Consider the following 20886-nt stretch of genomic DNA (forward strand, 5'->3'; position numbering starts at 1 on the left):
TAATATATTTTTATTTGCTTTTGTAAATAATTTTTATCGGCACTCCGTCGAATTCAAAATTCTCTCTCAACCTGTTTTCAAGGAACCTTGTGTAAGGTGGTTTGATATATTGTGGAAGGTTACAGAAGAAAGCAAAAATCGGATTTTTTGTAGGTAACTGCGTGACATACTTGATCTTAATGTACTTTCCTTTCCATGCTGGTGGAGGGTATCTTTCCATTTCTTGTTGCAGCACATCATTTAGTTTAGAGGTCTGAATTTTGCGTGTTTTATTTTCATAAACCTTCACTGCAAGTTCGATGGCTTGAAAGATTCTTTGTTTGGTCAAAACTGATGTAAAAATGATCGGGATCCATTTGTTTTCACCCAATCTTTCCATCATTTCCTCTTTAATTTTGTTCATGGTTTTATGGTCCTTTTCGATCAAGTCCCATTTATTTACCATGATGACAATCCCTTTATTGTTTTTAATTCCGAGGCTGATCAAATTAATGTCCTGGGACTCTAATCCTCTACTCGCATCAACCATCACAATGATGACATCAGATTCTTCGAGTGTTCTTAGAGAACGCATCACGGAATAAAACTCAACATCTTCTTTGACCTTGGCTTTTTTACGAATTCCGGCAGTATCAGTAATAATGAAATCCTGACCGTAAAGCTTGTAACGGGTATGGATCGCATCTCGGGTGGTTCCTGCCTCGTTGGTGACGATGGATCTTTCTTTACCCAAAAGTGCATTAAGGAAAGAGGATTTACCTACGTTAGGTCTGCCTAGGATGGAGATTTTTGGTGTACCCTCGTCCGGATCTTCTTCACCTTCTTCTTCAAACTGCTCGACAACTTTATCTAAAAGGTCTCCTGTACCACTACCACTCACGGCTGCGATTGGGAAAACTTCAAAGTCACTTATTCCCAAGGAGTAAAACTCAGCTGACATAAAGCTTTGTTCTTGATTGTCAGCTTTATTGGCTACGACCAGAATAGGCTTCTCTGAACCTCTTAGCTCATTGGCAAATTCAGTATCCAAATCGGTAAGGCCATCATGGCAATCCACTACAAATAAGATTACATCTGCTTCCTCAACAGCAAGTTTTACCTGCTTTCTGATTTCTGCTTCATAAACATCGTCTGAGCCGGTTACGTATCCGCCAGTGTCGATCACAGAGAAAAACTTCCCAGTCCATTGGGCATGACCATAATGACGGTCACGAGTCACCCCACTCATGTTGTCTTCAATCGCTTTTCGCTCTTCCACTAATCGATTGAAAAGAGTGGATTTCCCAACATTTGGTCTTCCTACAATTGCTACAATATTTGCCATAATCAAGTGGGGTCGTACCCGAATTTTTTCAGTTTTGATTTATTTTTTCTCCAATTGGCTTCCACCTTCACAAAGGTCTCTAGAAACACTTGTTTGCCGAAGAATTTTTCCAGTTCCTCACGTGCTTCAATGCCAACTTTTTTGAGCGCTTTTCCCTTATCTCCGATGATAATGCCTTTCTGGCTATCTCTTTCGACATAGATGGTTGCTCTGATCCGGATGATCTTATTTTTTACATGAAAGTCTTCAACATTGACTTCTGTGCTGTAAGGAACTTCCTTTTTATAATTGTTGAAAATCTTTTCACGGATAATCTCAGAGGCAAAGAACCGTTCGGAACGGTCTGTTAGTTCCTCTTTATCATAAAAAGGTGGGTGTTCAGGTAATCTTTCCAGAATTTCCTGAAGGACTTTATCTGTATTGAATTCCTCTCCGGCAGAAATAGGGATCACCACATCTGCTTTTATTCTGGAAGTCCAGTATTCAGTAACTTTTTCAAGCTGTCCTTCTTTAGCAAGATCGATTTTGTTGATAGCTAAAATGATCGGAATGCCTGATTGGTTGATTTTATCGATTATCTCTACGATCTCCTCGTCTGTTTCATAAAGGTCGGTCACAAATAAAACCACGTCTGCATCCTCTAATGAGATGTTGACAAAGCTCATCATGTTTTTATGTAGCTCGTACTGTGGTTTCAACATGCCAGGTGTGTCAGAAAACACAATCTGATAATTTTCAGTGTTTGTCAGACCAAGGATCCTATGGCGAGTAGTTTGTGCTTTCGAAGAAATGATCGAAAGTCTTTCTCCCACGAGGATATTCATCAGGGTAGATTTCCCGACATTTGGCTTGCCGATGATGTTTACAAATCCTGCTTGATGCTTGGTTTGAGTCATTCTGTTAAATTTTTTGACAAAGGTACTTGATTTTTAGATAATACTGAGGATTTGAGAGGTTCTGCAAAATAAAATTTGGTAAATAAAAACTGAATAGGTAAGATTTCCATTAAAATGGAGAAGGTATTGCGCGTGAAGGACTTACCCTATTGACTAGTAGTTAAGGGTTGGTTGTTTTTGTGAAAACTAGGTAGATGCAATAATTTTTTTTCGATTGTGATTTTGCATTAGAAAAATAAACCACTACTTTTGTATCACAATTCGCCGCAAGGGCAGTTTTGATAAGAAAAAAGAAGCAAAAAGCTTTAAAAATATATCGCGGGATGGAGTATCCACGATAGTTATCGGAAGGTAGCTCGTAGGTCTCAATCAAGCAAAAGACATATCGCGGGATGGAGCATCCACGATAGCTATCGGGAGGTAGCTCGTAGGGCTCATCAAGCAAAAGAAATATCGCGGGATGGAGCAGTTGGTAGCTCGTCGGCTCATAACCCGAAGGCACAGGTTCGAGTCCTGTTCCCGCTACTACAAGGACACTAGAAATGGTGTCCTTTTTTTTGTTTTATGGTTTTTTTTCTAAGATCAGAGATTCTATTTCAATTTTGTTTGATCTCTTTTTAGATTTTTTCAGTAATCATTCTTGATTCTTTTAATTTCCTTTAAGGAAAAAAATCAACCATCATTAATTTCATATAAAGTAAAAAATATTCATTTAAAGAAATGATAATATTTATTTTAGCCTTAATTAGGAATAAAAAATCTAATTTTGAACTAAGTCTAAGAAGATGAATTTATTTTAAAAATTTCATATAAGGAAAATATTCTATAGCGGTTTTATAGAGTTTACCTGGGAATAGAACTATCAGCCCATGTTTGATGCTCCTAAATACTATTATCGGCCGATTCCTCAACAGCAACTGATATTGAATCCAAATTTGGGTCTGACTAGATTTTGGGAATAAGACATATAAAAAAAAGATAGATTGGATAAATAAGTTAGAGCAACCTTCTCAATGTTAGAAGCTTGTTTTTTAGTTATCCAGTCAAAAAGTTACATTCATTTTTGTTACATGATTTCTACGATCCAACTACAAATTTCAATAAAATTGAAAACTCCCCTCTTGCTTTTAGTTTTGATTTGTCTTGGCCAAGCTTCATTTGCTCAGCTAAAAGGAAATGTCTATTGGGATGAAAATAGCAATGGGAGAAAAGATCCTTCCGAAAATGGGGTCGCTAATGCCGTGATCTCTGATGGTTTGCATGTTATTAGAACAGATAAAGATGGATCATTCCAATTGGAAGGCTGGGAAAAACAACAGTTCGTGACGATTTATCCCGCAGCTGATTTTGATTCGCCAATTAGGTATCAGGCAATTCTCCCTAATATTAATTCTTATGACTTTGGGGTTCTAAAAAAAGCCAAAAATGATCAAGTATCTTTTGCACATATCAGCGATACGGAGACTTTTGAATACGGTGATTGGGTGGATAATCTTAAAAAATATGTCAAAACAGAAAAGCCTGATTTTATAGTCCATACCGGAGATATCTGCTATGAATCAGGAATGAAATGGCATAGCGAAAACCTGACTGAAAAGGAGTTGGGTGTCCCTATTTATTATTGTCTGGGCAATCATGACCTGATCAAAGGTGAGAGGGGTGAGGCTTATTTTGAGTCTAAATTTGGTCCTGCTTGGTATGCATTTGAAGCAGGAAATGTGCTCTATGTGATTACCCCTATGATGGGCGGGGATTATCCTCCCGGGTTTGATCATCAAGATATCGGTACCTGGATGAAAAATCTATTTGAAACCTATCCTTCGAGTAAGACCAAATTCTTTTTCAACCATGATTTGTTGACAAGTGAGGAGAAATTTGAATTTAAAATCAACGATTCCGAAACACTCGATCTTAATGAACAAGGATTGAAAGCCTGGTTTTTTGGGCATCTACACATGAATATGACAAAAGCGCATGGGGCCTCTGGAATCAGGTCCTTTGGCACCGCCTCCCTCCCTCAAGGCGGGATTGATCATTCTCCTTCTTCCTTTCGTGAGGTCCATGTCGATTCTGCAGGCAATATTGAGAGTCAAATGCGCTGGACTTATCTGAACCGGGAACTAGAAGTAGTCAACCCAAGCAGAGGAATAGGGATGGTCAATGAACAAAATGAAATTTCGCTATCGGTCAATGTTTATGACACTGGCTCCAAGGTGGATAGCATTCGCTACAAAGTCTTTGGTCCTGAGGGTTTCAATTGGACCAACTCCATCAATCAGGATAATTGGGAAGTGATGAGACCACAATCTGATTGGAACTGGCAAGCAAAAGGAAAAATTGACACATTGGGTCCTCATACTTTAGTGCTTGATGCTTATTTAAGCAGTGGTGAAGTCATCCATAGAAGAGCGAGATTTTCTGCTGAGAGGCAAAAGATAGCGAATCAAAACTCACTGGACTGGAAAAATCTAGGAGGAAATGAATCGCATCAAGCATTTCTTACTGAAAGTTTAAAAGCTCCTTACCAACTCCAATGGACTGCTAACATCGGTAGTAACATTTACATGAGTTCTCCTCTTTTGGCAGATCAATTTGTTATCTCGTCTAGCTTCGATGATGGCAATGCAAGAGAGTGCTACGTTGTCTGCTGGGATGCGAATACCGGGAAGGAAATCTGGAGAAACAAGACAAGGAACGGTGTGAAAAATCAAATGGTCATTGCCGATGGTCAAGTCATTGCCACAGACATGGAAGGGATCACCTATTCCTTTTCTCTTGATCAAGGGTTGAAATTGTGGGAAAAAGATTTAGGGTATAGGCGAAAATTTGGCTTTGTTTCTGGGATAGTTACAGATGGTGAGACGGTCTTTACTGGCTTTGCCGAAAGCCTTACCGCTCTGAATCCAACCACTGGTCATGTCAAATGGAAAGCAAATAAATCCAAAGGAGGTTATGGGTCTACTGCTACAATGACCTTGGCTGGGAAGTTACTCCTCGTCAATCGACAGTGGGGAGGGATGGATGCACTGGACAAGGAAACAGGGGAATACCTCTGGAGTAGAGAAGATGATGGACTCCGATTTAGAGACGGGGTTTTGACCTTTGCTGATGGCTATCTTTGGGTCGCGGGTAGATCAGGGTCTGGCGAAAGCAAATTGTTTCAGTTGTCAGTTGAGACCGGCGAAACTATCAGTAGCATGGAAACTGGAATGATGAATACGGGGACTTCAACTCCGATCGTCTTAAAAGATCAGTTCATATTAGCTGGCTCGCATCCAGGAGTGGTATCCTTTGATAAAGATTCTGGCAAAAAACAATGGGAGTTTGAAGTTGATCCTGCTCTTTTTTACACTCCTTCTTACTTTTCTGACCAGCAACAGAGTATAGAATCTACTCCAATACTTGTCGGAGATCATCTGATATTTGGAGCGATGGATGGAAAACTCTATGTTTTGGAAGCTAATTCTGGGAAATTGATTTGGAAGACGCATTTAGGTGCTCCTATTATGACCTCAGCGGCAATCTCTGAAAATGGCTTTTTTATCTGTGACTTTGCTGGAAATATCTATTATTTCCTTGCCATGGGAAACACTCAGCCTTAATTCACCTTTTAAGTTCTAAAAAGGTGAATTAAGAGCTGGAAAGACTTAAAATTTCGATTTCAATAAATTTAAAAATGTAACATTAAAAAAGTTATTTTTGATAGGTTCATTCCCGCTACTACAAGGACACTAGAAATGGTGTCCTTTTTTTGTTTTTGGACTGGAGATCGATTGACCAAATTTGATCTTGTGGCGGTTTTCGCTATTTCAGAACTTGTCAAGCATGATCTTTTTTTGATTTGATCTATTGGAAATCTGTATAAGAGAAGTAAAGTTTTTGCTAATTTCTTTTCCTTTCAAAGAATCGGAGCCATTCATTTTTACTAAGAATCAATTCTTCCTCAAATTTTTTTAGTAGTATTCTTAAAGAAACGGGGAAAATAATTTCCAGAATCTGAACAAGCTTACTCAAAAGGACATTAGTATACTATGGAAGAAAAGATAAATCAACTGAATATTAACCTATACTGGTTAAGGGAAAACCTCAAGAAAATTGTTCTTGGGCTACTGGTGTTACTGGCCCTTTTTACCAGTATTCGTACGGTGGGGCCTGAGGAAGAAGGGGTTGTAATCCAGCTGGGTCAATACAACCGAACTGTCAATCCGGGGCTAAATTTTATAGTTCCATTTTGGATTGAACGCATGTATAAAATCCCGGTGCAGCGCCAACTAAAGCAGGAATTTGGCTTTAGAACCACCAAAGCGGGTCAGCGATCAGATTATACTAAGGAGGGATTTGGAGATGAGAGCATGATGCTGACGGGAGATCTAAATCTGACTGACGTGGAATGGGTGGTTCAATACAGAATCACAAACTCCTATAATTTCCTTTTCAAAGTCAGAAATGCAGAAAAAACCCTGCGGGACATGTCTGAATCGGTGATGAGAAAAGTGGTGGGGGATAGGACCGTGAATGAGGTGCTAACTGTCGGAAGACAGGAAATAGCTACTACTGTAGAAGGCTTATTGCAAGAGCTTTGCGATGAATACGAAAACGGAATCCGAATCGATCAGGTGGTTCTCCAGGATGTCAACCCACCAGAATCTGTCAAACCATCTTTTAATGCAGTCAATCAGGCGCAGCAGGAAAGGGAAACGCTAATCAACCAAGCAGAAGCAGAATACAATAGGGTAATCCCTAGAGCCAGAGGTGAGGCAGAAGAAACAATTCAGCTGGCAGAGGCTTTTGCCCTTAACCGAGTGAATCGTGCAAAGGGAGAAGCAGAACGTTTTAATGCCCTATTCAATGCCTACATTAAATCTCCGGAAGTAACCAAACAAAGAATTTATCTGGAAACAATGGAGAAGATCTTGCCTAAAATCGGGAACAAAATTATTGTAGATGAGAAAGGCAATAATGTATTGCCTCTTTTAAATATTGATCAAGTAAAAACTCCGCAAAAATGAGCAAGAGAAAGATAAGTTCTATCGTTTTGGTAGTTGTATTAGTGATACTATCCTTCAACAGCTATTTTGTGTTGGATGAAACACAGCAGGCAATCGTCACCCAGTTTGGAAAGCCTGTGGGTGAGCCAAGGACATCCCCTGGGGTCAATTTTAAAATACCTTTCCTTCACAAAGTTCAATTCTTTGACAAGCGCTATTTGGAGTGGGATGGAGATAGAAATCAAGTCCCGACTAAGGACAAGAAGTTCATCTTTATAGATACCTATGCCCGTTGGGAAATCACGAACCCTTTGCAATTCTTTATTAGGTTAAGAGACGAACGCTCGGCACAATCCAGATTGGATGATATTTTGGATGGTGAAACCAGAAATGCTATTGCAAGTCACGATTTACTTGACATTGTAAGATCCAGCAATAGGGAGCCTGAGATCACGGAGGAGTTTTTGGAGGAAATAGAGGTCTTACAGGACATTTCGGTAGGAAGAGATAAAATTGAAGAAATCGTTCTAGAAAAGGCGAACCAAAGAACCGCTGACTTAGGAGTGAGGATTTTGGATTTTCGATTTAAGCGAATGAATTATGTAGACGATGTCAGAGATCGTGTGTACGATCGAATGATTTCTGAAAGAAACCGAATTGCAGATCAATTTAGATCAGAAGGCCAAGGAAAGGCCCGGGTAATTGAAGGAAATAAGGAAAGGGATTTGGCAGAAATACAGTCGGAAGCCTTCCGTGAAGCTGAGGAAATAAAAGGTGAAGCGGATGCTGAGGCAACAGAAATTTATGCCTCAGCCTACAATAAAAACCGGCAATCTATTGAGCTGTATAAATTTCTCCGAACCATGGAAAGCTTCGAAAAATCTATGGACGAAAAGACCAGTATAATTTTATCTACTGATTCTGAATTTTTCAGATATTTAAGAAAGCTGAATCAGTAATTAATCAGTCTAAATCATACCAAGTTAAAAGCCGGTCATCACTGATCGGTTTTTTTCTTTTTAGGATCGTACTGTAGGTTGTGCCTTAAAACCGATTTCTATTTGTTTTAAAATATGCTCCCCTTTTTTCTCTTTGTTTTTATATTAAAGCTTTACTGAACTAAGAACCTATTGAGATTTAAGAGAGGATTTAAATGAAACTCTTCTTCAAATATTTTTTTAGGGCAATATTTAATGTAAAAGCTGAGTACTTTTAAGATAATGAATCAAATTATTCCAACAGCAGGTTTAGTATTAGGGCTTTTGGTCAGTTTAGTGCTGATCATTTTTGCTAAGAAGAATCAAAATGGAAATTGGCTCTTAGGAACCTCTCTATTTTTTCTCTGGTACGGACTGGTGACCACTGAGATTTATCGCTCTGGACTCATCTTGGAATATCCTGCCTTTTCCAGGACTGGAAATATTTTCTCCTACCTCATTGCTCCATTTTTATACTTTTTTATCAGACAGATCATTGATAGAGGAATTGATTGGAAAAGATGGTACTGGTGGTCTGTTTTTCCAGTCATCTTTTATATGGTGGATTTCTTGCCTTATTTTTTATTGCCCAATTCAGAAAAAATAATGCTCATTAAAGACCAACAAATGGGGGTGTCCAATTTCAGTTTTTCTGAGGGTTGGATCACGCCGGATTATTTCCAATATCATTTTCGACAAATTTGGTCTTTTGTTTTTTTGATACTGGTATATCAGATGTTTTATAGCCGCAGAAAATTAATACTGCCCTTAAATAATAAGATTAATTTTAAGTTATTCTCCTTCATTTTTGTTCTCACCTGCTTGTATTCTGTTTCCATTATTCCAGGTTACATCAAGAATTTCATCCCTATGAATTGGTATAATCTAACATACCAAAGTTTGACTTTATCCACCACTTTAATATCAACAGCTATCTTTTTGATATTCAACCCTGGGTTTTTGTATGGTTTTTACTGGGATAAAGAGCCTCAAATTAATGTGGATAACTCTATAAAAAAATCTCAAAAAGAGCCAGAAATTAATTCATCAGATCTTTCCATTTGCAAGGCAATTGGGAGTTTTTTAGAGATGAAAAAAGTATTTTTAAATCCTGCCTATTCGATCCATGATTTAAGTAGGGAAATTGAAATACCTGTATATAAACTCTCGCCAGCCATTAATTCAGTACATGGGGTGAATTTCAACGTTTGGTTAAATACCTTCAGGATAAGAGAATTTGAAAGATTGGCTGAGATAGAAAGTTATCAACAAATGGGGATGGACTTGCTTGCTGAAAAATGTGGGTTTACTAATCGAGCGACTTTTACCAATGCCTGTAAAAAAATTAAGGGAATGACTCCTGGAGCATATTTAAAAGAGAAGATAAATACTCGTGTCTCTTGACAAATAGATGTAAAGTTTTACTGAATCGTTACTATTTTTTGAAAGTTGACTTAAAGCCTTACTATATTTTTTTAAATTTAATCTAGGTATTATATTATTTATTCGTTTCGCTGAAGGAAGAAGGTATGATTAATCGATAGAAATTAATACCTGCTTGAATTTTTGTTTCTGAGTTTTTATCAATCAACTATTTAATAAATCATGAAAAAGTATTTTGTTTCACTTTTCACTGCATCTGTTCTTTGTGGCAGCCTAATCATATCTGGGCAGGCTCTGGCTCAAAAAAAAGAAGCTGTCAAAAAGCTCCCATATGATGACCCTGCATTCAAAGGCAAAATAGGAAGAACTTATAAAGACTCCGAAATGGACTGGCCGGAGTTTCCTTCCCCTCCTGAGGGAGCACCAAATGTAATTGTCATCCTACTGGACGATGTTGGCTTTGGTATGACCAGTACCTTTGGAGGTTCGGTGCCTACCCCTTATTTGGATTCCTTGGCCAGCGAAGGATTACGCTACAACCGTTTTCATACTACAGCGATTTGCGGTCCCACCAGAGCTGCTTTATTGACAGGAAGAAATCACCATAATGCCGCCAACGGATTTCTGCCGGAATGGGCTACGGGATATCCAAGCTATAATACCCTGATTCCGAGAAGTACTGCTACCATCGGAAAAATGGTAAAATACAATGGAATGAATACAGCCTGGTTTGGTAAAAATCATAATACTCCGGATTGGGAAACATCTGCTGCCGGGCCTTTCGATCGTTGGCCTACAGCCCTTGGTTTTGATTATTTCTACGGATTTAATACCGGGGAAACCGATCAGTATAATCCAGTACTTTTTGAAAATACGGTACCAGTAGAGCCGGAAACATCTCCAGAAGAAGGCTATCACTTCATGACCGATATGACTGATCGGGCTATTTCATGGATTCATGGTCAAAAAGCCATTGCTCCTGATAAGCCAGTATTTATGTATTTCGCTCCTGGAGCTATTCATGCGCCTCACCATACTCCTAAAGAATGGAGAGAAAAATTCAAAGGTCAGTTTGATCATGGCTGGGACCGTGAGCGGGAAATTGTCTATGCGCGTCAGAAAGAAATGGGCGTAATCCCTGCTGATGCCAAGCTTTCACCGAGAAATGAAAATATCAAAACATGGGATTCCCTCTCTGAAGACGAGAAGAAGTTTTATGCCCTTTTGCAAGAAAATTACGCAGGCTATATGGCATTTACTGACCATGAAATCGGTCGTTTGTTGGAGGCGATTGGCAAACTTCCTGACGCAGATAATACCCTGATCATGTATATCGTGGGAGATAATGGCGCCAGTACTGAAGGGGGATTAGAAGGAACGCTGAATGAAATCAAAGCATTGAATGGGATCCAAAGCCAACTTTCTGATAATTTGAAAAGAGCCGATGAAGTAGGTGAACCAGGTTCTGAACCGCACATTCCCGTCGGTTGGGCTATGGCCGCCAATACGCCGTTCCCATGGGCTAAGCAAGTGGCTTCTCACTTTGGCGGAAGCCGAAACCCAATGGTAGTTACCTGGCCTAAAGTGATCAAAGATAAAGGTGGTATCCGGTCTCAATTCTTACACGTGATCGATGTGTTGCCAACCATTTTGGAAGCGACCGGTTTGGAGATGCCGCAATATGTAGATGGTGTGGAGCAAAAACCACTGGATGGGAAATCTTTCCTATCCACTTTTATCGATGCTGATGCTCCTGAAATTCGGAATACGCAATACTTTGAGATTTTATCCAACCGTGCCTTGTATCATGAGGGTTGGGTGGCAGCACACCAACATACCTTGCCTTGGAGACAGGATATCGCTCCGGGTTACCAAAATGAAGTTTGGGAACTCTATAATATTGAGGAAGACTTTTCGGAGGCTGTCAACGTAGCCGATCAATACCCTGAAAAATTGGAAGAGTTGAAAGCTATGTGGGAAGAGGAAGCTCAGAAGTACCATGTCTATCCTTTGGATGATCGAGGAGCTGCAAGGTTGACCGTTCCAAAGCCTTCACTCATTACAGGACGTACTTCCTTTACTTACTACGAGGGGGCAACACGTATTCCAGAGCCTGTGGCGCCGAATACGAAAAATACTTCATGGACTATGGAGGCAATGTTGGAAACTGCCTCTGGGCATAAAGATGGTGTGGTCAATGCTATTGGGGGTTCCAGTGCAGGCTATGTGCTGTATGTGAAGGATGGCTATCCGACTTTCGAGTACAATTTCTTTCAGGATAAAATCACCACGATCAAATCCAGTAAAAAACTTCCTGATGGAATGGCTTCTGTGAAAATTGACTTTGCATACGATGGTGGAGGTGCTGGAAAAGGAGGCATGTTTACGCTTTACCTCAATAATGAAAAAGTCGGAGAAGCTCGAGTAGATGCTACCGTTCCAGCGCGCTTCGGTATCGATACGTTTGGAATAGGCGAGGATACGGGTTCACCGGTGACAAAAAGTTATCCTGCACCATTTGAATTCCAGGGTAAAATTGCAGAGGTGAACATTGAATTGAAACCTGAAAAGTAGTCTTAATAGATTTCAATCCGAGAATTTTTGAATTATGAAAAAGCACATTTTAAACTTATCTCTGGCGGCAGCTGTCCTAGTGACGGCTTGCCAGCCACAAGAAAAAGAATCTACAAACGGAAACAACGAAACGTCCAATGGAATGGCACTGGAAAATGCCACTTTAGAAGGAGATGAAACCATCACTACGCCTTATGGAGAGATAACATTGACAGATAATTATATTTCAGATGAAAGTTCCGAGAAGTTGTTTAATGCAATGGACTTGCAAAGGGCTTCTCAGGCGTACATCTGGTCTACTCCGCTAGTGAGTATAACTACCTGGAGAGATAATCAGGGTGAGGTGTATGGCTCAGATCAATTTGGAACTTTCGCTGTTCTGCAAAGTTTTAATGAAAAGTTAGGTATTGTTACCGCAAACCTCACAACACCTTATATTTTTTCATTTGCAAATTTATCGAATGGCGTGCTTGAGATCGATTACCCAGTAGGTCAAACTGCCGGAGGTATTCTGGATTTTTGGCAACGTCCAGTAGCCGATTTGGGACTCACAGGCCCTGATCAGGGGAAAGGTGGAAAATACATCATAGTTGGTCCTGAAGACGATTTATCAAAGTATAAGAAAGATGGCGTTTTTCTATTTCAATCTGCCACAAATAATATCTTGATTGCCACCCGTATCATCAACCCAGACCCTGCCTTTAGTAAAAAGTTTCAGAGCGAATTGGGAATGACCCAGGGGGGGACAAAAGCCGATATCAAGTTTACGGAAGGTTTGGACAAAGCATGGTCTGCCACTGCGCCAAGAGGTTTAGACTATTGGAAAAAGCTAAGCGACATCATCAACGATGAACCTGTAAGAGAACAGGATAAAGTTTGGTTGGCCATGTTAGAGCCTTTAGGAATTGAAAAAGGCAAGGATTTTAATCCCAATGAAAGACAGAAAAAAATACTTCTGAAAGGTGCAGCAATGGGGGAATTGATGGCCAGAAACAACCAGATTAATCCAAGGTTTACCAAACCTTATTGGGAAGGAACCTATTGGTACAAAAGCTTTGATTTCACAACAGCTCAGGAAACAGTTACAAAAGTTCAGTTAGACGAACGGGCCACTTGGTTTTATGAAGCGGTAGGAAGCTCTGAAGGCATGGTAAACCCTGTACCAGGAAAGGGTCAGGTGTACATGACATCTAAGCGGGATAAAAATGGGGAGCTTTTAAGAGCAGACAAAACCTATAAACTAAGAGTACCTAAGGATGTGCCTGTTGGGCAATTTTGGTCTATAACCCTTTATAGCGAAAACACCAGAAGAGCGTATGAAAACGGTACAGGAACCATTCGCGGATCGGGGCTTAATAGTCGGTTAGAGGATTTGGTGGTGAATGAAGATGGCAGCATAGATATTTACATCGGGCCAAAAGCTCCTGAAGGATTTGAGAAGAACCACTTAAAGACCGTTGGGGATGATGGATGGTTTATCTATTTCCGATTATATGCACCCTTAGAGCCATTTTTTGATAAATCCTTTCAACTACCCGATTGGGAAATGATCGACTAGAATATGAACTGTTTCAGATAAAGCAGAAAAAACTTAGGACCATACATTTTAAAATTATGAACAAACATATTTTAAACTTATCCATAGGATTGGCAATTGTTTTTACCGCTTGCCAGCCACAAGAAAAACAAACTACAATTGCTGAAACTGACCATTATGGAACTTTGGCAAACCTACCTTTTGAAAATGATTTCCCTACCAAGGAAACGGTAGAAACATTAGAAGACGAAGTTTATTTTCAACGTGCGGTACAAGTGTACCACTGGGCTCTACCTGCCATGAATATGTATTCCATGAAAGAGGCGGTAGCAAATGAATTTGGTAGTGGCTATGAGGTGTTGGCGGTGTATAAGGATAGGCTAAATGCAAAAACCATCATCACTACTCCAAATTCTGATGTGATATATGGAATAGGTTTTCTGGATCTAAAAGCGGATGGCCCGATGGTGATTGACGCTCCGCCCATGTTGCAGGCGTTGATTGATGACATGTGGCACCGTCCTATTGATGGGCCTACAATTGATGGAAAAAAATATTCGGCGGATATTGGTTTGCCTGGGCCTGACAAAGGCAAAGGTGGAAAATACCTCATTTTGCCTCCCGATTATTCCGGAGATATTGATGCCAAAAATTATTTTGTTTACAACAGCCGAACGAATGGGGTGTTTGTGTTTTTAAGGTCCTTTTTTGAAGACCCTAACAATTTGAAACCTGCTGCTGAAAATATGATGAGGATAAAAATTTATCCTTACGGTAAAGAAAGTGAGGCGAAGGAAATGAAATTCCCAAATGCGTCTAACATTCCCGTTAATATGGTAGCTCCTCAGGATATCACCTATTTCGAAATGTTGAATCGATTTGTCCAAAATGAAGTGGTTGATGAATCTGATAGTTATATGCGGGGAATGCTCGCGGCAATCGGTATAGAAAAAGGGAAACCATTTGAGCCTACTGATCACCAGAAAGAATTGCTGAACGATGCCGCGCAAACGGCCTGGAAAATGGCCAAGGTCATTGCATTTAATACTTGGGAAACCCTTCCAAAAGCAAAATGGTATAGTGACCGCCAATGGAATTCGCATATTAGGGATGGAGGGGAAACATTTGGAAAAGCATACGACGATTTTGAATTCAAAGTAGCTGGTATGGAGGAAACTGATGTGGATGCAAGACTACATATGTTCTTAAATGCCTATTCCATTAGCCCGGGTATGGGAAGCACCACACCAGGTGTCGGTGCCAAATATCTTGAAGCTGCAAAAGATTCGGACGGCAATTTCCTTGATGGCGGCGAGACTTATAAGCTGACATTACCAGCAAATATTCCTGCGAAAAACTTCTGGTCTATCACGGCTTATGATCCTGTTACGGCTGCAGGGCTTGATAATGGGCAAGCTTTTCCTTCTCTAGGTTCAAGAGATATGCCCAAGAAAAATGAGGATGGTTCTACTACTATCTATTTTTCTCCAGAAGCTCCCGAAGGTATGGAAGGCAATTGGGTGAAAACAGTACCGGGTAAAGGTTGGTTTACCTTACTTAGATTGTATGGTCCTGAAGAAGCCTTTTTTGACAAAAGTTGGGTTCCGGGAGATTTTGAAAAGGTTGAATAAACCTGGCCACCACTATGTGTATTTTGAGGTTGAATATTAAAAAGGCATGGTCTAGGCGTAATTTCTAATTACGCCTTCCTTTAAATACAAAATTGAAATTTGCTATTTTAAAAACATGACTTTGTGGGAGAACATCAGATAAGAAATCAAGAACTACCTTTTTTTCTAACCTTCCATGTTGTGGGTCGGGCAGATGTTTTAGCAGAAAAGTACATCATGTTTTGATTTTGGAGAACCTTTAGGATTGCCGCATTGAAAAAGGCTTGATTGAAGTGGATTATTGGATAGGGTACTAAGGTGAAGTTTCAAAATTTAACCAGCCCCTCTAAGCGTAGATTGTATCTACGCTTTTTTATTTTATAGAATTTGTAATTCGAAGTTACCGGTACTTTTCGGCCTTTGCGCCTCCCGATAGCCACCGGGAGCGGGAGCCTTTGTGATCTTTGCAGTTAAGAAGAAAAAAAACCTCAAAGGTTATTTGTAAAGGCTTTTCTTACTGGTCGTGCCTTTGGCACTCAATTTTATAAAGAGATCTTTATACCCAGCATGGCGCTATGCTGATGCTGGGTTGAAACGAATCGCACCTTTGGTGTTTAGATTAAGGCAGCATTCAAGAGTTTTGCACTACGCCTACACAGGAGCCTTTGTGTTCCTTTGTGATCTTTGCGGTTAAAAAAAAGTAAACCTTCGAGGTTAGAAAAAACCCCAACTGAAAATCAGATTTCTCCAGCTTCAAATTATTGATTTCCCTAAATTATTTTTGGATTCACCTATGATTTCCCTCAAAACCAAAATCCAACTATCCGCTCTATGGTCCAAAAAGTAGCGATTGAACCTATTGCATAGGCCGGAATCTGTTTAACATGAAGAGACCAGTCTTTTTTCATTGCTAATAAACTCATCGCTCCACTGGCAACAATAACAAAAATAATCTGTCCCAGCTCAACTCCGATATTAAAGAAGGCTAATGCAAGAGGAATCTCAGTTTGCGGTAAACCGATTTCTGAAAGAGCTCCAGCAAATCCAAAACCATGAAGAAGGCCAAATGAGAATGCTACTAGCCATGGTTTTTTACTGGTAAGAGTTGGTGTTCCCTTCTCTAGTTTAATGATTTCCATGGCCAAGAACACAATGCTCAAGGCAATGACAGCTTCTACTGGAGGTCCGGGTAAGTTAGCTATTCCCAAGACTGAAAAACTGAGAGTAATACTATGTGCTAAAGTAAAAGCAGTAACTGTTTTTAAAAGTTTTTTGAAGCCGACAGAAATAATCAATAAGGCCAATACAAACAACAAATGGTCGAAGCCAAATAAAATATGCTCAATCCCTAAAATTGAATAGGTTTTTGCCACACCCCATTTACTAGTCTTTCCCGGCAAAAGTATTTGTGGTTGATCTGGCTTTAGCATTAAGGTGATTTTTTCACCGTTTAGGTATTCTATATTCACCAATACATCGACCATCGTTTTTTCTAGATTGTTGATGGTCAATTGGGAACCCGGTAATCGACTTGAACCTTCAAGATTGAAATGAAAGACAAGGGCATCTGCAGACATCGTTCTTTCAGAAGCTTCCGTCAAAGTGAAATTTTCAGAAAAAATAGGCTGGAGGCTAATGACCATATCTCCTTTGCGGGGAACTTTCCAAAGTACCTGGTACGAATTTTCAGAGATTTGTTTGATCTGAAGATAGGCTGGACGAATTTCATGAGCCCAGGAATTAGTTGAAAAGCCAAGGATGAAAAACAAGAGACCTATGACTAAGTATCTTTTCATTCCGTGACTTTTAGAAGTGAGGAAATTTTTCCTATTTGATCCTCATCCAATGATTCAGAATCAATGACGATCTCATAATTCTTTTTTATTTCCTGGTATATAACCTCTTTACTTTTTTGTTCCATATCATACTCAAAATCTCGCTGGACTTCATCTCTGATCTCAGCTAATTCAGGTAGATAGGCCTCTGTTTTATGAGTGATAAATAGAAGATGTTCTCCATACCCAGAATGAATGGGGCCTACCCATTGGTTGATAGGAAGCTCATTCATGGAAGAGTGAAATTCAATGCCTAGTTCTCGATCAACTTTTTGTTTCGAAGCTTCTTCAAGTTTGGTTGGTATTTGTGTTATATCCCCCTTATTCAAAAGTGCCTCTAAATTGGACGGGTCTGCATCCCGAAGCAGGCTTTGGGAAAAATCTTTTGGATTGTCATGATTTGAAGAAGTAAAGGTGAGTATATGGAAAGAATACTTTGGGGGGTATAAGAATTTTTCAGGATGTTCTTCCAAGTATTTTTGTAAAGCCTCGTCTGTTGCTGGCGCAATTAATTTGGTGAGATCGCTGGCCATAAACTCCATCTTTTGTGATAGCCTGCGCTTTACTATTTCATCATTATGATCAAGATTCATGCGGAGTGCCTCTCTATATAGAACCTCTTGTTCGACATAGTCAGCTATCAGACCTTCCAGTTCCTCAAAAGTTGGCTTTCGTTTCCACTGCAACTCCCAAAGGGCGCTGATATGTGTAAGAGTTTCATCGTTCAAGACGATTTGATCATCACCGGAACTCTCTCCAGCGTCTGTGATTTCATAAACAAAAAAATCACCGCCCCTAGAATGATAAAATGCAGGAGCGGTTCTTTTAACCAATTACTCATATGTTTACTGTTGACCTGAATTGTACCAGATAGGAGAGCTATAGACTCTTTCTTGAATAGTAGCGGGATGCCCTGTCTCTTTTACATCTATGCCAAGGTAAATTGCATCAAGCAAAGAATATCTAGGAGTTGGGATTTCCAATACTCTGACATAATAAAAAGCATTTTGATCTGAGTTGAAATCAGGGTCAGTCCAAAATACTTTTAATTCCGGATCTCCAATTGTATTGGTGTATTTGCCTGTTTCAAGGTCAACGGTATTTCCCACTTTAACTTTTCCATCTGTTCGGTCATCAGATAAAGCTACATCATATACTTTCTCTTCCGAGGTTCCATCCGCTTTAACCCATCCTTTGATTACCTGAACTCGGTCCAAATTGGCACCATCCGGGTCTTTGATTGCTGAAATTAAAAAACCAGGAGCTTTTTGGGAATTGGCAAGATCACCTCCCATTGGGACACCTTTTTCATAGCCATTTTTCACCATTTCACCATTCAGATCAGCTTCGTTAAAATTATACCCTCCAAATACTCGTAATGTGATTCTTGGGCCGGTTGTGGCATATACTTCTTTACGCTGGAAAGCATCAACTAGGCTTTGGCGGGTATTGCTTTCGGCCCAAACACCTACCCAGCCGGCTGCACCCATATCCCAACCTTTGGAAGAACCGATTCCGGTTGGATGAGGTCGTTTCTCGGGGGTAGCATCGTGCTGACCTTTTCCGGCAAAGTTGGTTTCCTCAATCGCTGTTAATCCTGTATGCGAATCAGTACTTCCGACAAACCCAACTTTATAAGGATTACTGCCTATTTTTTTCTCCAATTCCAACCCGCGTTTTAATCCTGATCGAACGTAATCTGCTTTTGTGGGGGCGGGTCTAGCTCCATCGGGAGTTAGAGCAAAGTCATAGGTTTCAAAGTTCGCAAATTCATCATTGGGAGATAATACCGGATGAGTCTCTGAATCTCCTTTGATTTGAGTGATCTCCACTGATCTTTCCCATTTCATCCGTTTTTCTGCATAGTCTTTGTCAATCGGCTCACCATTCAATCTGGTTTCCGCAAACATCAACCCCAAACTAATATTCGGGTTGTGTGGAATGGCAACAAATTCAGCTCCTGTCTGTTGGCTGGTAGCTTCAAGCCAAGTCCAAAGGTCTTCTGGATCATCACTTTCAAGTGAACTGTAAGGGATAAATTGTTTAGCTACATCACCTCCTTGGGGCATAAAAACCACACGGTGCAAATTGGCTCCCCGGTTATTGGAAGTCCATTCCCAGCCGATTAGTGTAGTGAATTTTCCAGGGTCGTTATATTTCTCAGCTGTTTCGATATATCTCGTCCAGGCTTCTGTGACCTTTGCTCCTCCAAAATCCTGAACCAGATCTTTGGCACCCAGGTTGGCCTCGTTGGGTTGATCGAAAGCGGCATAATTGAGAATGTCGTATATTTTTTGCAATCCAGCTTCATCATTTTTGTCTGGAGCTATTTCCAAAAATGTTTGGCCCGTCTTTGTGTCCGTTATCCCAGGTGTATTCGAGTACATCAATGGAATAGAACCTAATAGTTCGGCATGGTCTGCAACTACCAAAAAATCTAAAGGCTTGGTCAGTTTCCAAGGCTTGCCAGTTGTCGGACTTTCCACTTCTTCCCCCATTGCAAAACGATAGGCAATTTCCGGTGTTGAGTTAGGAGTTCCAAAAAGAAAAACATCAAAGGAGTTTCCAGTATGATTATGAGTGTCACCCCAATAAACATCTTTTAAGGGGTTCTCTGATATTGATTCTTCTTTAGATGAAGGAGAACTTTCAGTTTCATCTCCTGTACTTTTGGATTCATTTGTACAACTAAAAAATGATAAAAATGAAATAGCAATGAGCGAAAATTTGATCTTTTTCATATGCCTCTAAGGTTACATGTTTCACTTCAAGTTATGAATTTATTTTTGCTTTCAATTTATAGTCAGTACCATATGATTTGTTTTCTGCTTTTGAATTAGTTCTCAAAGATCCTTCAAGCCATACCTTACATAAGCGAACTTTGTTCCTTCAGGATTCCAGGATGGAACATTGATGGTTCCTTGACCTCCATAAAACTCTTCGGTCAAATCGGTCACTTCTTTGGTCTCCAGGTCAAGTAAGCGCAGCTTTACCTGTCTCCCAAAAGGATGTCCTTCTTTCTGGTCTTCGAGATAGGTGATGATTGTAGCTACTTTATTATTTGGCGAGATATGCGCAAACCAATTGGAGTGATTATCGAATGTCATCTGTTCGGGATCTGAGCCGTCTGGTTTTATTCTCCAGATCTGCATCATCCCTGTTCTGTAAGAATTGATGTAAATATATTTTCCGTCAGGAGAATATTCTGGACCATCGTCGAGACTTTCTTCAGAGGTCAATCTGATTTCTTCCCCTCCATTCACACTCATTTTATAGATATCGTAATTTCCATTCCTGGGTGCGCAGTAAACAATGTCTTTCCCATCTGGCGAAACTCCATGCCAATAAGAAGGGGAAAGAGGTGTGATCAGGGTAGGGTTTCCTCCCTCGGCTGCTACTTTATAAATATAGGAGCCTCCTCTTTCTACATCGGGCTTTCCACTAGATATAAACAAAGTCTTACCATCAAAAGAATAACCATGGTCATTGTTGGCTCTTTGAATAGGTCCGGTATTAAGAAAACCTAAGTTTTCTCCTGTGGGACTTATTTTTTCCAGTTTCCCCTCGCTGTTTATTAGTAGGAAGGTTCCGTCAGGAGACCAATTTGGAGCTTCAAAATGACGATCTTCTTTTAAAATCATTTCTGATTTACCAGTTGCCATATCATAGATATAAAGTGAGCTGATGACTTGCTTCCCTTCTGGCACTTGTGCAAACACGCCAGAACTAAGTAAGAAGAAATAGACCGCTAGCTTTTTCATA

13 protein-coding genes and 1 tRNA gene are annotated in these 20886 nt (G+C 40.0%); 8 read left to right on the top strand and 6 right to left on the bottom strand.

The genetic code is table 11. From position 1 onward, the window contains the following. Positions 1–10 precede the first annotated feature (10 nt). Together der and era are read right to left on the bottom strand one after the other, a co-directional pair. Positions 11–1324 carry a ribosome biogenesis GTPase Der gene (gene der, locus ALPR1_RS03375; protein ID WP_008198423.1) on the bottom strand — a complete coding sequence of 438 codons (1314 nt, stop codon included), beginning with the start codon at positions 1322–1324 and terminating at the stop codon, positions 11–13. 2 nt (positions 1325–1326) lie between these two features. Next, complete coding sequence (era, locus tag ALPR1_RS03380) at positions 1327–2220, bottom strand: GTPase Era (RefSeq protein WP_008198425.1); 894 nt, start codon at positions 2218–2220, stop codon at positions 1327–1329. A gap of 454 nt (positions 2221–2674) precedes the next feature. Between era and ALPR1_RS03385 the strand changes: the two genes are divergently transcribed. From ALPR1_RS03385 to ALPR1_RS03420, 8 genes are all read left to right on the top strand, one after another. Next, positions 2675–2745: transfer RNA gene (locus ALPR1_RS03385), tRNA-Met, on the top strand. A 581-nt stretch (positions 2746–3326) separates the two neighbouring features. Beyond that, complete coding sequence (locus ALPR1_RS03390) at positions 3327–5822, top strand: outer membrane protein assembly factor BamB family protein (RefSeq protein WP_161599215.1); 2496 nt, start codon at positions 3327–3329, stop codon at positions 5820–5822. A 429-nt stretch (positions 5823–6251) separates the two neighbouring features. Then, positions 6252–7229, top strand: coding sequence for an FtsH protease activity modulator HflK (gene hflK / locus ALPR1_RS03395; protein WP_008198429.1), 978 nt, complete (start codon positions 6252–6254; stop codon positions 7227–7229). Continuing rightward, positions 7226–8167 carry a protease modulator HflC gene (gene hflC, locus ALPR1_RS03400; protein WP_008198431.1) on the top strand — a complete coding sequence of 314 codons (942 nt, stop codon included), beginning with the start codon at positions 7226–7228 and terminating at the stop codon, positions 8165–8167. The genes hflK and hflC overlap by 4 nt, the downstream gene beginning before the upstream one ends. A gap of 261 nt (positions 8168–8428) precedes the next feature. Continuing rightward, positions 8429–9589 (top strand): helix-turn-helix domain-containing protein, encoded by a 1161-nt coding sequence (locus ALPR1_RS03405; protein ID WP_008198433.1) that lies wholly within the window; start codon positions 8429–8431, stop codon positions 9587–9589. Between the two features lie 201 nt (positions 9590–9790). Then, a complete protein-coding gene (locus ALPR1_RS03410) occupies positions 9791–12142 on the top strand; it encodes an arylsulfatase (RefSeq protein WP_008198435.1) in 2352 nt (783 codons plus the stop codon). A gap of 34 nt (positions 12143–12176) precedes the next feature. Beyond that, positions 12177–13700 (top strand): DUF1254 domain-containing protein, encoded by a 1524-nt coding sequence (locus tag ALPR1_RS03415; RefSeq protein ID WP_008198436.1) that lies wholly within the window; start codon positions 12177–12179, stop codon positions 13698–13700. A gap of 56 nt (positions 13701–13756) precedes the next feature. After that, complete coding sequence (locus ALPR1_RS03420) at positions 13757–15310, top strand: DUF1254 domain-containing protein (protein ID WP_008198437.1); 1554 nt, start codon at positions 13757–13759, stop codon at positions 15308–15310. A 782-nt stretch (positions 15311–16092) separates the two neighbouring features. Here the strand turns inward: ALPR1_RS03420 and ALPR1_RS03425 are convergent. From ALPR1_RS03425 to ALPR1_RS03440, 4 genes are all read right to left on the bottom strand, one after another. Continuing rightward, entirely contained in the window at positions 16093–17085 is a 993-nt protein-coding gene (locus ALPR1_RS03425; RefSeq protein ID WP_008198438.1) for a HupE/UreJ family protein, read from the bottom strand. After that, positions 17082–17957 carry a peptidyl-prolyl cis-trans isomerase gene (locus ALPR1_RS03430; protein WP_008198439.1) on the bottom strand — a complete coding sequence of 292 codons (876 nt, stop codon included), beginning with the start codon at positions 17955–17957 and terminating at the stop codon, positions 17082–17084. The genes ALPR1_RS03425 and ALPR1_RS03430 overlap by 4 nt, the downstream gene beginning before the upstream one ends. A gap of 12 nt (positions 17958–17969) precedes the next feature. After that, complete coding sequence (locus tag ALPR1_RS03435; RefSeq protein WP_008198440.1) at positions 17970–19865, bottom strand: DUF3604 domain-containing protein; 1896 nt, start codon at positions 19863–19865, stop codon at positions 17970–17972. Between the two features lie 102 nt (positions 19866–19967). Further along, complete coding sequence (locus ALPR1_RS03440; protein ID WP_008198441.1) at positions 19968–20885, bottom strand: TolB family protein; 918 nt, start codon at positions 20883–20885, stop codon at positions 19968–19970. Position 20886: the final 1 nt, after the last annotated feature.

Source organism: Algoriphagus machipongonensis, from assembly GCF_000166275.1.
GTDB lineage: Bacteria > Bacteroidota > Bacteroidia > Cytophagales > Cyclobacteriaceae > Algoriphagus > Algoriphagus machipongonensis.